Genomic DNA, 13,174 nt, shown 5'->3' on the forward strand with positions numbered 1-13,174 from the left:
GGAGCCGCGACCAGAGGCAGGCGCGGTACGCGACCTCGAGCGATCCGGCGAAGTGCACGCCGGCCAGCGCTTCGCGTGCCTCCGTGGCTCCGAGCGCGGCGAGTTCGTCGCGCAGCAGGTATTCGAGCCCTTTCGGGCAGGTCGCGAACAGCTTCAGCACTGCGCTCATTCTTCGACGTCGAGGTCGCCGAGCGCGGCGAGATCCGGTTCGGCTTCGATCGCGGCGAGGAACAGACGGAACTGCTCGGCAATCACTTCGACGTGATCGGCGAGGCGGTGCGTGTCGGGCACCATCAGCAGCGTCGCGCGGCGCTGGCGCGCGAACGTAACGACTTCCGACGCCGGACAGATTTCGTCGTTCCAGCCGTGCACGACGGTCGTCGGCACGCGGCGCGCGTCGAACGGTTTGTCATAGCCGGGAATCTCCAGCGGCAGCGCGATCAGGAACAGCCCGGCGATATCCATTTCGAGCGACGCCAGCGCCGAGGTGAACGCGCCCATGCTCGAACCGACGAGCAGCGTGCGCTCGCCCGGGCGCATCTTGTGGCGCACGCGCGCGATGCGCGGTTCGATGCAGGCCAGCATGCCGCGCGCGTCGAGGTCGCGATAGTCGCCGCGGCTCGCGCGCCAGCCGCAGGACGTCGCCACCGCCGCCAGGGCCTTCACCTTCGTGCCTTCGGGACCGCTGTCGGAACCGTGCGACAGGATGACGTGACCTTTCATCGGAGTACCTCGCGTACGAGTATCGGGGATTCTCTAAAAATCGCCGTTCCGGCGCATTTTTGAAGTCGCCGAATCCGGCGCAGGTCCGGACTCGGCTCCGCTGTTCAGGCGCTACGCGCCCGATCGCGAGCGGCGCAGGGCTGCGCCGCGGGACTGTCGACGCTATTCGACGTTCCCCTCGGCGACCGGGCGCGAATGCTAGCACGCGCCGCGTTGGCAGCCGGCGCAGCGCATGCCAGACTGCGCGCCATGCCTGCCGACCTCGCCGTGCACGACCAGCCGCTGCCCTACGTCGAGCGCCTGGCGCTGCGGCGCAGCGCCGACATCGACCTCGTCGTGATCCACTGCACCGAGCTGCCCGACCTCGCGACCGCGCGACGCTATGGCGAGGCGTCGATCTACCCGTCCGGCACCGGCAACAGCGGCCACTACTACATCGACGACGACGGCAGCGTGTTCCGCTACGTCGCCGACGAGCGCGTCGCGCATCACACGCGCGGCTACAACGAACGCGCGATCGGCATCGAGCTGACGAACCGCGGCCGCTGGCCCGACTGGCTCGATTCGCGTCGCCAGGTCATGGACCAGCCGTACACCGAAGCGCAGATCGACCGCCTGCTCGCGCTGCTGCAGCAACTGCGCGCGAACCACGCGAATCTGCGCTACATCGCCGGCCACGAAGACCTCGATACGGCCGAGGTACCGGCGAGCGACGACGCCGCGTTGCGCGTGCGGCGCAAGCGCGATCCGGGCCCGCTGTTTCCGTGGCCGCGCCTGAGCGAGACCGGCCTGACGCGGCTGCGGCCCGAGGCGACACCGTGACGGCGGCGGCATTGCGCGTGCTTGCCGTGCTGTCGGTCGTCGCACTGCTCGCCGGCTGCGGTGCCCGCACGCCGACGCGCGCGACGATCGCCGCACCGCACATCGACGCGAGCCCCAACGACATCCTGTTCCGCGCGATCAGCCTCGTCGGCACACCGTATCGCTACGGCGGCAACACGCCGGAAGGCGGCTTCGACTGCAGCGGTCTGATCGGCTACATCTTCCACGACGTCGCCGGCGCGCGACTGCCGCGCAGCGCCGCCGACATCGACCGCCTCGACGCTCCCGCGATCGCACGCGGCCGCCTCGTGCCCGGCGACCTCGTGTTCTTCCGCGACGGCGGCAGCATCAGCCACATCGGCATCTACGTCGGCGAAGGCCGCTTCGTCCACGCGCCGAGCCGCGGCGGCACGGTGCGCCTGGATGCGCTCGACGGCGACTACTGGCGGCAGCATTTCGTCGGGGCGAAGCGGCTGATCCGGTGAAGCGAGGAAAGCGTCGGGAGCGAGAAAAGAGCAAGTGTGCGGATACCCCGCTCGTTTCTCACTCCTGCCCTCCATTTTCTGCGTTCAGTGTGCGTGCCCGCCCGCCCCGTGCGCGTGACCGTGCTGCAGTTCGACCGCCTCGGGTTCGCGCACGCCGGTGACTTCGACGTCGAACGTGAGCTTCTGGCCGGACAGCGGATGATTGAGATCGACGTCGATCGCGGTCATGCCGACCTTGACGACGGTGACGACGCGGTGGCCGCCTTCCTTGAGACCCAGCACCGTGACGTCGCCGGCCTTGAGCTTCTGCGCACCCTGGAAATACTTCTTCGGCACACGCTGCCTGGCGTCGGGATTGCGCGAGCCGTAGGCGTCCTCGGGTTCGATCGCGATCGTGAACATGTCGCCCTGCGCGCGGCCGTCGAGTGCCTTTTCGAGGCCCGGGATGATGTTGCCGTGGCCGAGCAGCACCGAGAGCGGTTCGCCGCGCTCGCGCGAGCTGTCGACGACCTCGCCGTCCTCTCCCGTCACCGTGTAATGGAAGCTGACGACCTTGTTCTTCTCCGCGTTCATGGCGCTACCTGCGACTGAAAAGGCGCGCATGGTAGCCGCCGCGGCTCCGCGCGTCACCTTGCGCTGCGGGGAAGCCCGCCGCGTGTCAGTGCGGCGCCGACAGGCCGCGCACCGCCTCCACGCGCGCGATCCGACGTCGCATGCGTTCGCGCAGCGCGTCGCGGCGGCGCGCGAGCAGCGCGCCCAGGCGCGTGCGGTCGAGGTCCGCGCCGGCCTGGAGTTCGCGTCGATAACTGCAGAAATCCACATAGGCGTCGATGACGTGGCGCAGGCGGCGCAGCAGCAGTTCCAGCATGATCGCGTCGTCGAGCAGGCCGATCACGGCGACCTCGTCGGGGATCAGGTCCTCGGGATCGGCGAAATAGATCAGCGTGCGCAGCACTTCGCGGCGTTCGCCGCCGGGCAGGCACCAGGCTTCGTCTTCAAGCATGAGGATCATCTGCTGCACGCAGACGAGGCGCTGGCGCACATAGCGCGGCGCGCTCGCGAGCGGCAGCGTGTTCAGCGCGTCTTTCGCCGTTTCCACGATTTCGCATTCGTCCATGCAGTCGGCCAGGCGCTCCGCCCGGGCCAGGGCCGCATGAAAACGCGCAATGTCTTCAGGTTCGAGCACGAATGAGATACGCACGGCGCGCGAGCCTACGCGCAGCTTCGGCAACCGTCAAAAGCCGGAAGTCCGGTGTCGCATCGGCCCCGCGTCCGGTGCGCGTCCCGGCCGTTCGCGGCGGCGCTTTGCTACGCTCGCGCTTCCATCGCGGAGCAACCTCATGCGCCTCATTGCCTGTGCAGTCCTGGTGTCGCTGACGAGCCTCGCGGCCCGCGCGATCGAACCGCCCGCGTGGCTCGCCGGACACTGGCGCGTGGAGGACGGGGGCCGTGTGACCGACGAAGTCTGGCTCGCGCCGGCGCAGGGGCTCATGACCGGCATGAGCCGAACGCACGGCGGCAAGAAGCCGTTCTTCGAGTTCGTCCGCATCGAGCAGCGCGGCGACGCGCTTGTCTACGTCGCGCAGCCGCGCGGCGGTCCCGCGACGGAGTTCCGTGCCGTCCAGGTGGATGCGCAGACGATCACGTTCGAGAATGCGCAGCACGATTTTCCGCAGCGCATCGTCTACGAATACCGTGCGCCGGACACGCTCGCCGCGCGCATCGAAGGGCTCATCGACGGCAGGGAGCGTGTCGAGCGCTGGAATTACCGGCGCGTGCGTCCGTGAGCCGGTCGGCGGTTATCGCTTGATGCAGGCGGCGACGGTCTCGCCGATCGCGGCCTGCTTTCCATCCAGCGGCAGCTCCAACTGCAGCGGAGCGCCGCCGTCGGGCGAGGCGACGGACAAGCGCAGGCGCTTCGCTTCGGGCATCGTCGCGGCCCGGACCAGCGCGCCGAACGCGTCGGGTTTGCGGTTGATCTGCGAGCGGCCGAACACGAAGCCGTCGCCGTCGACGCCGTACCAGCCGTGGATCGCGCCGCGCACGCGCACGCCGTCGCCGCGCGTGTCGATGCTCCACTCGGCCAGGTCGCCGGTGCCGCCGACGCCGTCGGGGCCTTCGAACCGATCGAGCGGGAAGCCGCCGGCCTCGTCGCCCTTGGTCAGCACCACGTCGATGCCGAGCGCCCCTTCGGGCGCCGGATGACACAGGAATTCGAACTGCACCGGCGACAGCTGCGCGTCGCCGACGTGCGCGGTGCCGGCGAAGCGCTGCTTGCGCACGAGCCCGCCGTCGGACGCGAGCGTCGGCACCGCGACCCACGTGCCGACCAGCAGCGACGCGATCAACAGCCAACCTCGGCAGACACGGTCCATGCGATTTCTCCGGCGGTCAAAAGGCCGCCGCATCGTCGCGCAGACGCCGTCGCGGCACAACGCCGGCGACTTCCGGCACTGGAACGCGGCGAGACAACGCACGAGTCTGCCAGGACTCATCACCGGGGCATCCCGATGCGCGACGAACCGATCCCGCCCGATGCGCAGCGCATCGACACGTTGATACGCGCCGTATACGCCTGCATCTCCGGCGCGGCCGGCGAACCGCGCGACTGGGACCGGTTCCGCGCGCTGCACCGCCCCGAGGCGCGCAGCCTGCGCACGGTCATCGATGCCGACGGCAAGCCGCGCGCGGAAAGCTTCGGCGTCGAGGATTACATCGCGAACGTCGCGCCGTTCTTCGCGCAGAACGCATTCTTCGAAGTCGAGACCGCGCAGCGCATCGAGCGCTTCGGCCAGGTCGCGCATGTCTGGAGCCGGTACGAGGCGCGCACCGAGCCCGACGGCGGCGCGCTGCTCAAGCGCGGCGCGAATTCGATCCAGCTCTTCCACGACGGTGCGCGCTGGTGGATCGTGTCCACGATCTGGGACAACGAGCGCGACGGGCTGCGTTTCGACCTGTTCTAGCGAACCTCGGCGTTTCGCGCTTTTGCGACATCATGAATCGCGCGCGAATGCGCGGCGCGGCCGCGCTTGCCACAAGATGTACAAATTCCGTATCGCTGCAGTCCTGACGTGGGATCGCAGGCGAGCCGGAGGAATCGCTATGGCGTGGCGCGGCAAGGATGAAGACGCGACGACGCCGGCGCGTCCTGCCATTTCGGCCCGTTCGAGCCTGGCGCGCCTGCGCGCCGCGGCGAAACGCTGCCGCGCCTGTCCGCTCTGGGAGCCCGCGACGCAGACCGTGTTCGGCGAAGGCCCCGAGCGGGCGCGCGATTTCCTGATCGGCGAGCAGCCCGGCGATCGCGAAGACCTCGCCGGCCGGCCGTTCGTCGGGCCCGCCGGCCAGTTGCTCGACCGCGCGCTGGCCGAGGCCGGCATCGATCGCGACACGCTCTATCTGACCAACGCGGTGAAGCATTTCAAATACCGGCTGCGCGGCAAGCGCCGTCTGCATGCGCGCGCCAGCGCGGCGGAACAGGCCGCCTGCCGCTTCTGGCTCGATGCGGAACTCGCGCGCGTGCAGCCCGCGCGCATCGTCTGTCTGGGCGCGATGGCGGCGCAGGCGCTGTTCGGGCGCGGCTTCCGGCTGCTGCGCGAGCGCGGCGTCTGGCGCGAGCTCGACAGCGGCGCGCGTGCGTTCGCGACGGTGCACCCGGCCTTCCTGCTGCGCCTGCGCGATGCCGACGAACGCGAAGCCGCGTACCGGCAGTTCGTCGCCGATCTACGCCTGCTCGTCGAGGACGCGTAGCGCGCGGCGCAGCGCAGCGGCAAACGCGCGCGGCTCGCAGCGGCCCAGCGTCACGTGCGGCGTCTCGTGCCAGTCGGCGCATTGGCGCAGTGCGAGCGCGAGGTCGCCGGCCAGCGCGTCGTCGGGCACGACGCCGTCCTCGAGATACAGTGCCTTGACCTCGAAACGCCCCTCGCGCCGATGCGCCTTCGCGTCGAGGCGGCCGACGAGTCGGCCGCGGCGCAGCAGCGGCAGCACGAAATAGCCGTAGCGGCGCCTGGGCTCGGGCGTGTAGCACTCGAGGCGATAGTCGAAGCCGAACAGCGCGGCGGCGCGCGCGCGATCCCAGACCACCGGATCGAACGGCGACAGCAGCGTCGAATGCGTCGCGCGCAGGCCGCCGGCCGCGGCGCGGCGCGCGAGCGCCAGATGGTCCGCATGCACGTAGGCGGGTTTGTCCCAGCCGGTGACGCGCACGGCGACGATCTGGCCGCTGTCGAGCAGCGGTGCGAGTTCCTCGGCGGCGACCTGCCGTCCGAGCCGGAAATAGTCGGCGATCCAGCGGGCCGGCGTGACGCCGAGCGCCTTGACCGAGCGCGCGATCCACTCGCGCTTGACCGCCTCGGGCGGCTGCGTTTCACGTTCGACGCGATGGCGCTGAGCCGCCTTCAGCACGCGTTCGCTGAGGTCGTAGACGCGCTGGAAATTCTCGCGCCGCGCGACCATGAGCTCGCCCGTGCCGAACAGCGCTTCGAGCCAGCGTTTCTCGGATTTCCAGCCCCACCAGCCGCCGCCGGGCTGAGTGTCGGTACGCTCGAAGTCGGCCGAGCGCACGGCGCCGCGCGCGGTCACGTGCGCGAGCAAGGCGTCGGTTTCGTCGCGGTTCGTGCCGCGCACGCGCGCTGCGTGGCGCAGCGCCCAGTGCCCCGCGCGCGCCGGGCGAAAATCGCGGTGCAGGTCGAAATCGGCCATCGGCGCAAAACACGCTTCGTGCGCCCAGGTCTCGAACAGCGCGCCGCGCGACAGCGATTTTTCGAGCCATTCCGCGGGATAGGCGCCGAGCCGCGAGAACAGCGTCAGGTACGGACTGCGCGCGACGACATGGATCGTGTCGATCTGCAGCAGCTGCATGCGCGCGACGGCGGCCAGCAGACGCGCGGGCGTCGCCTTCGCACGCGGCGCGAGCAGCAGGCCCTGCGCGGCCAGATGCAGCAGGCGCGCCTGCGATTCGGACAGCGTCAGCGATGCGGCATCGGAAGTCATGGACGGTACGCAGGCACCGCGGTTGCGGCGCCGCAGTGTAGCCGGAGCGTCCGCCGGCGCTGTGCCATTTCTGTCCTGATTCGATATCGTGCCGTCATGCGCGGCGCGCCGCTGCGTCGTGGCAGACTCGCCGCTCCGCCGCCGCTGCCCGCCTGCCATGCCCCATACCTTTCAGCACACCGTCTATGTCCGCTTCGCGATCGCGCTGCTCGGCCTCGCGCTGAGCCTCGGCGTCCAGGCGCGCGGCAAGGCCGAACCCTATCCGCTCGCCGACGCGCTCAATCTCGTGACCTTGCTGCCGCCGCCGCCCGCGGCCGGCTCGGACGCCGAACGCGCCGACCTCGCCGCGGTGCTCGCGACGCAGAAGGCGCGCAGCGCCGCGCAGATCGAACTGGCCAAGGGCGATGCGCAAGCCAGCGTATTTCGCTTCGCCGACGCCGTCGGCCCCGGTTTCGATGCGGCGGCCCTGCCGCAGACCGCACGCCTGTTCGAGCGGCTGACCGCATCGATCGGCGCCGTCGTCGGTCCGGTCAAGGATCATTGGAACCGCCCGCGGCCGTTCGTCGCCTCCACCGCGGTCGAACCGCTGCTGCGCCCCGACGGCGCGACCTATCCGAGCGGCCACGGCACGCTCGCGCGCCTGTATGCGATCGTGCTCGCCGATCTGCTGCCGCAGAAGCGCCGCGAAATCTTCGCACGCGGCGACCGCTTCGCGCAGGGCCGCATCGTCAATGGCGTGCACTATCCCAGCGACATCGATGCGGGCTTCCTCGCGGCGACGGCGATCGCCGCAGAACTGCGCCGGCAGCCGGCATTCCGCGACGATCTGACCCGCGCGCGCGAGGAAATCGCCGCATGGCAGGCAAACGCCGCGCCGTGATCCCCACGCGGCCGGCACACCGGCCGTGGCAAGTTCGGCCCGCCCGGTCGCGAGGACGCCATGATCACTGCCTATCTCGTCGTCAACGCCGTGGTCTACGCCCTCCTCGGCGCCGCGTCGGCCATCGTCCCGGAACGCATCGCGACGGCCGTCGGCCTCACGCTCGATGCGCAGGGCCGCGTCGAATTCCTGACCGTCTACGCCGGGCTCGAACTCGGCCTCGCCGCGTTCTACGGCTGGGCGGCGACGGCGGGCGCCGCGGCGCAACGCACGGCCGTCGTGTTCTCGCTGTTCCTCTACGCCGGACTCGTGCTGTTCCGCGCCGGCGGCATGCTGCGCTATGGCGTGCCCGGCACGACGATGCTCGTCGTCGCCGGGCTCGAAGTGCTGCTGCTGGCCGGCGCGCTCGTGCTGGCGCTGCGCGCCGGCTGAGCACGCCGTTCGCGCACGCCGCCGGCGTCAGCCGCCGTTGTTCACGGGCGGCGCGCCGAGCAGCGCAAGGTAGGTCTGTCCGCTGTGCTGCAGGCCGGCCTGCACGAACCAGTCGTCCTTCAGATCGATCGTGCCCTGCAGCGGTACGCCGTCGCCGGGCTGCGTGTAGCCCGACTTCTCGAACTTGAGCACGTCGCGGATCGCGTCGAGCGGCGGAATCAGTTCGATCGGCAGCCGCGGGCCGCCCGGAAACGACGCGCGGATCCAGTCCAGCGCCTGGAACGCATGCGGCACGATGTCGTCGACGTTGTAGTAGCGGCTGTTCGTCATCGCGAACCGGTCGAGCAGCCAGCCCGCGAAGATCGCGTTGCCCGCGGTCGGCCCGGCGAAGGTGACCGGCCAGAAATCGAGCACGTCCTGTCCCGGCGAGAATTCCTGATGCAGATATGGCGCGAGCATCGTCGCGAGCGCGCCGCCGAGGCTGTGGCCGACGACCGCGGTCAGATACGGCCGCTCCGCGTTGCGGCGGAAAAAGCTGACGAGATCGCCCTGCGTCGGATCCTTCAGCGTCAGCAGGCTGCCGAGCCCGTGCAGCGAACCCTGCGCGACGCGCGCGCCGGCCGGCGCGCCGTCGTAGGGCCAGTTGGCCATGCGGAACACGCCGAGGTCCTGGCACAGCCAGTCGATCCAGAACGCGCGCGTCTCGGGATTCGTGACCGAGCCTCGGATCGCGATCGCAAACTGGCCGCTGACCTTGTCCTGCGCGACGAAGGCCTGATTGCCCGCATCGCTCGCATACCAGACCAGCGCCCAGTTGCCCTGGGTCGGGAGCGAGGCATCGGCAAGCAGACTCTGGATCGTCGCCTGATCGGGCGCATAGGCGATCGACGCCAGGGTCATGCCGATGCGGCCGGCGGTATCGCCGGCGGTAGTGGAAAACGGTGCGGTCATCGGGATCCTCGGGAAGCGGTGGGAGGGCGGGACGCGGAGTCACCTTCTCCAGTTTCCGACCGCTACGGGAAGCGAAGAACCGGAGGATAGCGGCTGGAAACCAGGGAAAGCGGTGGGGACGGAGCGCGGATCCGCCTTCCCTGGTTTCTGACCGCTACCCTCCAGTTGCTGAAGGAGCAGAGGTCGGCAACCGGAGAGGGTGTCTCGCGCCCCGTGAACATTTATCGTTTGCTTCTTTGTTGCACGCCGAAGACCCCAAGCGCAATAGCGCGCGGGGGTCTATCAAGCAATTCACGGCCTTATCGGCGACAATAGGCCGCCCCGCCGCGAGCCCGAAGCCATGACCGAACCCACCGAAAGCGCCCTGCCGGGTCCGTCCACCTTCCGCGAGCTGAATCTGCCGGCCCCGGTGCTCAAGGCGCTCGATGAGGTCGGCTACGAATCTCCGTCACCGATCCAGGCCGCGACGATCCCGCCGCTGCTGGCCGGCCGCGACGTGCTCGGCCAGGCGCAGACCGGCACCGGCAAGACCGCGGCCTTCGCGCTGCCTATCCTGTCGCGCATCGATGCGGCCAAGGCGTATCCGCAGGCGCTGGTCCTGGCTCCCACGCGCGAGCTCGCGATCCAGGTCGCCGAGGCGTTCCAGAAATATGCGACCCACCTGCCCGGCTTCCAGATCCTGCCGATCTACGGCGGCCAAGGCTACGGTCCGCAGCTCCACGCGCTGCGCCGCGGCGTCCAGGTGGTCGTCGGCACGCCGGGCCGCGTCATCGACCACCTGAACCGCGGCACGCTCGATCTGTCGAACCTGCAGTGCCTCGTGCTCGACGAAGCCGACGAAATGCTGCGCATGGGCTTCGTCGACGACGTCGAAGCGGTGCTGCAGAAAACGCCGCCGACGCGCCAGATCGCGCTGTTCTCGGCAACCATGCCGGCGCCGATCCGGCGCATCGCGCAGACGCATCTGAAAGATCCGGTCGAGGTCACGATCAAGGCCAAGACCACGACTGCGACGAACATCCGCCAGCGCTACTGGCAGGTCAGCGGCGTGCACAAGCTCGATGCGCTGACGCGCATCCTCGAAGCCGAGCCGTTCGACGCGATGATCATCTTCGCGCGCACCAAGGCCGCGACCGAGGAGCTTGCCGAGAAGCTCGCCGCACGGGGCTTCGCCGCCGCCGCGATCAACGGCGACATCCAGCAGCAGCAGCGCGAGCGCACGATCCAGAAGCTCAAGGACGGTCAGATCGACATCCTCGTAGCGACCGACGTCGCCGCGCGCGGTCTCGACGTCGAGCGCATCAGCCACGTGCTGAACTTCGACATTCCCTACGACACCGAGGCCTACGTCCACCGCATCGGCCGCACCGGCCGTGCCGGACGCAGCGGCGACGCGATCCTGTTCGTCGCGCCGCGGGAGCGCGGCATGCTGCGCGCGATCGAGCGCGCGACGCGCCAGCCGATCGAGCCGATGAACCTGCCGACGGTCGAAGCCGTCAACGACCAGCGCATCGCGCGCTTCAAGCAGCGCATCAGCGACACGCGCGCTGCCGGCGGACTGGAAATGTTCCAGCAGCTCATCGAACAGTATGAAACCGAGCACGACGTGCCCGCGGTCGAGATCGCCGCGGCGCTCGCGCATCTGGTGCAGGGCGGCACGCCGTTCCTGCTCGAACCCGAGGCGAAGTTCGAACGCCACGAGCGCGAGAAATGGGTCGCACGCGGCGACGGCGCCGCACCGCGCGGCGACCGCGAGCGCAGTCCGCGCGGTGACCGCAACGATCGCGGCCGCCCCGAGCGGCGCGAACGCGATACTTCGAACGCCGCCTCGCCGAAACCGCGTCATCCGGCCGCCGCCGAACGCACTGATCGTGTCGATCGTCCCGAACGTCCCGACCGCTCGCCGCCTCGAGCGGCCGAACACGCCGAATCGCGCGCGCCCGCACACCGTATCGAACGGCTCGACCCAACGCCGGCCGCCGGCGCCGGCGGTGCCGAGCGCGCGCCGCGCGAACGTCCCGTGCGCGCCGAGCGGCCGGAACGCGCCGAACGCCCCGAGCGACCGCGCCGCCAGGAAGGCGGCATGGAAACGTTCCGCATCGAGGTCGGCCACAGCCACGGTGTGAAGCCGTCGAACATCGTCGGCGCGATCGCGAACGAAGCGGGGCTCGACAGCGCGAACATCGGCCGCATCGAGATCCGTGACGACCACAGCTTCATCGACCTGCCCGAAGGCATGCCGTCGGACGTGTTCAAGCATCTGAAGAAAGTCTGGGTGTCGGGCCAGCAGCTGCGCATCACACGCAGCGACGAATCGCCGGAGACGTTCCGCGGCGGCGGCGGCAAGCCGCACAAGAAGCGCCCCTGACGGGCGCGATGCCGTGCAAACCGCCCGGGCTCCGCGCCCGGGCGTGCAAGCTGCAGCGCCGCGTGCCGTCGGCCGTCGCGGCACGACGCGAGCAAACCCAGCAATGACCGGCGTCGGCGGGTCTGCGCGCCGCGCGAACGAGGCTGGCACGCCCCCTGCGTCGCAGGAACCACTCGTTCCCGCAACGGAGGCACGACCCCATGCGTATCACTGCCGCTCTGTTCCGCTCCGCGCTCTTCGCGTCGCTCGCCCTCGCCGGCGTCGCGTTCGCGCAAACCCAGACACCGCCGCCGCCGAGTTCGCTCGAACCCGCGCAGGGCATGACGTCGATGACCCAGCTCGACGTCAACAAGGACGGATTCGTCGACAAGTCGGAAGTGCCGTCGGGCAACGAACTCGCCGGCAAGTTCGCGCGGCTCGACACCAACAGCGACGGCAAGCTCGACGCCGCCGAATTCTCGCGCTACCAGGACGAAAAGCGCTGATGCGCCCCTGCGCGGACTGCGCCGCAACCGCCGCGCGCGCCGGCCGCACCCATCGTCGAGCCGTCCGCATAGCTGCGGCGGCGCGATCGCGAGCGGAGCCGCGCGGCTTCGCACCCAGTGGCCTGCAACGGAGAAAGCGGAAATCAAAATGACAAAGGGCTGGTCGAGCCGGGCGCGGCTTCGGAGTGAGCGTCTGCAGCGGCGCTGCAGACCGAATGAGAAACACGTCCGGCGCGGCCAGAACGAGTCAGTTGCTTTCGATTTCTCCGTTGCAGGCCACCATCCACGTTCCTGTGCCTGGAGGCCGTCATGAAAACGCACTGGGAATTTTTCAAGGAAGGCGATCATTCCTTCGGCATGTTCTACCCGCGCCACTACATCCTCGCCGGCTTCGACAGCTTCGCCCAGGCGCAGTCCGCCGAAAGCGAACTGCTGCGGCAGGGCTTCACGGCCGAAGAGGTCCGCTCCGCGACCGGCGAGTTCGTCGTCAACGAACTCGAATCGATGGACGACGCGAGCTTCCTCGACCGCCTGAAGATGCAGATCTCCAAGGCCGTCGGCACCGAGGCCGGCTATATCGACGACGACCTCGAACTCGCACGCTCCGGCGGCGCGTTCCTGTTCGTCTACGCGCCGACCGACGACGACTGCCGCCGCGCGATGGCGACGCTCGGTCAACTGCACCCGGTGTTCGCACGCCGCTACCTGCCGATGGCGATCGAGCGCCTGATCTATCCGGCACGCGTGCAGCCGGACGTCTGAGGGTCGGCGCGCAGCGGCTGCGCCACGCGCGGATCGTTGTCGGGCGGAGAGTGGAGAGGAGTGAGAAAAGCATGCGCGTCCCGGGACGGATGCGCACGCCTTTCTCGCTCCTCTTCCTCATTCCTACCAAAACCTCATAACGACACAGCCACGCGCGATGACGGGCGAACGCGAATTCCGCATCCATTTAGCGTCGGTTTAACCGGCGCGATGGCGTCATAGCGCCCGGCGAGGACGGCCCGCCAGCCGGTGCCGCCCATCCGATCGACGACAGCCC

17 protein-coding genes are annotated in these 13,174 nt (G+C 69.5%); 10 read left to right on the forward strand and 7 right to left on the reverse strand.

Annotation, left to right across the window (positions count from 1 at the left end; all coding sequences use genetic code 11):
• The coding region (locus tag VLF18_RS23190) for a hypothetical protein (RefSeq protein ID WP_414717244.1) at positions 1-169 on the reverse strand (169 nt) is incomplete at its 3' end.
• Positions 166-723, reverse strand: a complete 558-nt coding sequence (locus VLF18_RS18445; protein WP_325281091.1) for an alpha/beta hydrolase — start codon at positions 721-723, stop codon at positions 166-168. The genes VLF18_RS23190 and VLF18_RS18445, both read right to left, overlap by 4 nt.
• A 249-nt stretch (positions 724-972) precedes the next feature.
• On the opposite strand from VLF18_RS18445, the gene VLF18_RS18450 reads away from it, so the two are divergent.
• Positions 973-1,545, forward strand: coding sequence for an N-acetylmuramoyl-L-alanine amidase (locus VLF18_RS18450; RefSeq protein WP_325281092.1), 573 nt, complete (start codon positions 973-975; stop codon positions 1,543-1,545).
• Positions 1,542-2,030 (forward strand): C40 family peptidase, encoded by a 489-nt coding sequence (locus VLF18_RS18455; protein ID WP_325281093.1) that lies wholly within the window; start codon positions 1,542-1,544, stop codon positions 2,028-2,030. Before VLF18_RS18450 ends, VLF18_RS18455 begins: the two co-directional genes overlap by 4 nt.
• Before the next feature lie 84 nt (positions 2,031-2,114).
• Here the strand turns inward: VLF18_RS18455 and VLF18_RS18460 are convergent, their stop codons facing one another.
• Complete coding sequence (locus VLF18_RS18460) at positions 2,115-2,603, reverse strand: peptidylprolyl isomerase (RefSeq protein WP_325281094.1); 489 nt, start codon at positions 2,601-2,603, stop codon at positions 2,115-2,117.
• Positions 2,604-2,688: 85 nt separating this feature from the next.
• The gene (locus VLF18_RS18465; RefSeq protein WP_325281095.1) at positions 2,689-3,231 is read right to left on the reverse strand and encodes a YkvA family protein; all 543 of its coding nucleotides are present in this window, start codon (positions 3,229-3,231) and stop codon (positions 2,689-2,691) included.
• A 139-nt stretch (positions 3,232-3,370) separates the two neighbouring features.
• On the opposite strand from VLF18_RS18465, the gene VLF18_RS18470 reads away from it, so the two are divergent.
• A complete protein-coding gene (locus VLF18_RS18470; protein WP_325281096.1) occupies positions 3,371-3,817 on the forward strand; it encodes a DUF6265 family protein in 447 nt (148 codons plus the stop codon).
• Positions 3,818-3,829: 12 nt separating this feature from the next.
• Here VLF18_RS18470 and VLF18_RS18475 read toward each other — a convergent pair whose 3' ends face one another.
• On the reverse strand, positions 3,830-4,405 hold the full coding sequence (locus tag VLF18_RS18475; RefSeq protein WP_325281097.1) for a hypothetical protein: 576 nt from the start codon (positions 4,403-4,405) through the stop codon (positions 3,830-3,832).
• A 135-nt stretch (positions 4,406-4,540) separates the two neighbouring features.
• Here VLF18_RS18475 and VLF18_RS18480 point away from each other — a divergent pair, with 135 nt between their 5' ends.
• Both VLF18_RS18480 and VLF18_RS18485 read left to right on the forward strand, forming a co-directional pair.
• Entirely contained in the window at positions 4,541-4,993 is a 453-nt protein-coding gene (locus VLF18_RS18480) for a hypothetical protein (RefSeq protein WP_325281098.1), read from the forward strand.
• A 139-nt stretch (positions 4,994-5,132) separates the two neighbouring features.
• Positions 5,133-5,777, forward strand: coding sequence for a UdgX family uracil-DNA binding protein (locus VLF18_RS18485; RefSeq protein ID WP_325281099.1), 645 nt, complete (start codon positions 5,133-5,135; stop codon positions 5,775-5,777).
• On the opposite strand, the gene VLF18_RS18490 is transcribed toward VLF18_RS18485, so the two are convergent.
• Positions 5,751-7,019, reverse strand: coding sequence for a winged helix-turn-helix domain-containing protein (locus tag VLF18_RS18490; RefSeq protein ID WP_325281100.1), 1,269 nt, complete (start codon positions 7,017-7,019; stop codon positions 5,751-5,753). The two genes, VLF18_RS18485 and VLF18_RS18490, sit on opposite strands and share 27 nt — an antisense overlap.
• A 157-nt stretch (positions 7,020-7,176) precedes the next feature.
• Here VLF18_RS18490 and VLF18_RS18495 point away from each other — a divergent pair, with 157 nt between their 5' ends.
• Together VLF18_RS18495 and VLF18_RS18500 are read left to right on the forward strand one after the other, a co-directional pair.
• Positions 7,177-7,899, forward strand: a complete 723-nt coding sequence (locus VLF18_RS18495; RefSeq protein WP_325281101.1) for a phosphatase PAP2 family protein — start codon at positions 7,177-7,179, stop codon at positions 7,897-7,899.
• A gap of 60 nt (positions 7,900-7,959) precedes the next feature.
• Positions 7,960-8,331, forward strand: coding sequence for a DUF4345 domain-containing protein (locus tag VLF18_RS18500; RefSeq protein ID WP_325281102.1), 372 nt, complete (start codon positions 7,960-7,962; stop codon positions 8,329-8,331).
• 27 nt (positions 8,332-8,358) lie between these two features.
• Here VLF18_RS18500 and VLF18_RS18505 read toward each other — a convergent pair whose 3' ends face one another.
• On the reverse strand, positions 8,359-9,282 hold the full coding sequence (locus tag VLF18_RS18505; RefSeq protein ID WP_325281103.1) for a lipase family protein: 924 nt from the start codon (positions 9,280-9,282) through the stop codon (positions 8,359-8,361).
• 340 nt (positions 9,283-9,622) lie between these two features.
• Here VLF18_RS18505 and VLF18_RS18510 point away from each other — a divergent pair, with 340 nt between their 5' ends.
• The 3 genes from VLF18_RS18510 (at position 9,623) to VLF18_RS18520 (ending at position 12,897) form a co-directional block, all read left to right on the forward strand.
• Entirely contained in the window at positions 9,623-11,650 is a 2,028-nt protein-coding gene (locus VLF18_RS18510; RefSeq protein ID WP_325281104.1) for a DEAD/DEAH box helicase, read from the forward strand.
• Positions 11,651-11,850: 200 nt separating this feature from the next.
• The gene (locus tag VLF18_RS18515; RefSeq protein WP_325281105.1) at positions 11,851-12,135 is read left to right on the forward strand and encodes a hypothetical protein; all 285 of its coding nucleotides are present in this window, start codon (positions 11,851-11,853) and stop codon (positions 12,133-12,135) included.
• Between the two features lie 309 nt (positions 12,136-12,444).
• Positions 12,445-12,897 carry a hypothetical protein gene (locus tag VLF18_RS18520; RefSeq protein WP_325281106.1) on the forward strand — a complete coding sequence of 151 codons (453 nt, stop codon included), beginning with the start codon at positions 12,445-12,447 and terminating at the stop codon, positions 12,895-12,897.
• Positions 12,898-13,174: the final 277 nt, after the last annotated feature.

The sequence above is a fragment of the Tahibacter sp. genome, from assembly GCF_035481375.1.
In the GTDB taxonomy this organism is placed as follows: domain Bacteria; phylum Pseudomonadota; class Gammaproteobacteria; order Xanthomonadales; family Rhodanobacteraceae; genus Tahibacter.

Coding starts and splice junctions, on each gene's coding strand:
- VLF18_RS18470 (WP_325281096.1), top strand. CDS start 3,371: ATGCGCCTCATTGCCTGTGCAGTCCTGGTGTCGCTGACGAGCCTCGCG.
- VLF18_RS18475 (WP_325281097.1), bottom strand. CDS start 4,405: ATGGACCGTGTCTGCCGAGGTTGGCTGTTGATCGCGTCGCTGCTGGTC.
- VLF18_RS18460 (WP_325281094.1), bottom strand. CDS start 2,603: ATGAACGCGGAGAAGAACAAGGTCGTCAGCTTCCATTACACGGTGACG.
- VLF18_RS18495 (WP_325281101.1), top strand. CDS start 7,177: ATGCCCCATACCTTTCAGCACACCGTCTATGTCCGCTTCGCGATCGCG.
- VLF18_RS18450 (WP_325281092.1), top strand. CDS start 973: ATGCCTGCCGACCTCGCCGTGCACGACCAGCCGCTGCCCTACGTCGAG.
- VLF18_RS18485 (WP_325281099.1), top strand. CDS start 5,133: ATGGCGTGGCGCGGCAAGGATGAAGACGCGACGACGCCGGCGCGTCCT.
- VLF18_RS18520 (WP_325281106.1), top strand. CDS start 12,445: ATGAAAACGCACTGGGAATTTTTCAAGGAAGGCGATCATTCCTTCGGC.
- VLF18_RS18445 (WP_325281091.1), bottom strand. CDS start 723: ATGAAAGGTCACGTCATCCTGTCGCACGGTTCCGACAGCGGTCCCGAA.
- VLF18_RS18510 (WP_325281104.1), top strand. CDS start 9,623: ATGACCGAACCCACCGAAAGCGCCCTGCCGGGTCCGTCCACCTTCCGC.
- VLF18_RS18500 (WP_325281102.1), top strand. CDS start 7,960: ATGATCACTGCCTATCTCGTCGTCAACGCCGTGGTCTACGCCCTCCTC.
- VLF18_RS18515 (WP_325281105.1), top strand. CDS start 11,851: ATGCGTATCACTGCCGCTCTGTTCCGCTCCGCGCTCTTCGCGTCGCTC.
- VLF18_RS18480 (WP_325281098.1), top strand. CDS start 4,541: ATGCGCGACGAACCGATCCCGCCCGATGCGCAGCGCATCGACACGTTG.
- VLF18_RS18505 (WP_325281103.1), bottom strand. CDS start 9,282: ATGACCGCACCGTTTTCCACTACCGCCGGCGATACCGCCGGCCGCATC.
- VLF18_RS18490 (WP_325281100.1), bottom strand. CDS start 7,019: ATGACTTCCGATGCCGCATCGCTGACGCTGTCCGAATCGCAGGCGCGC.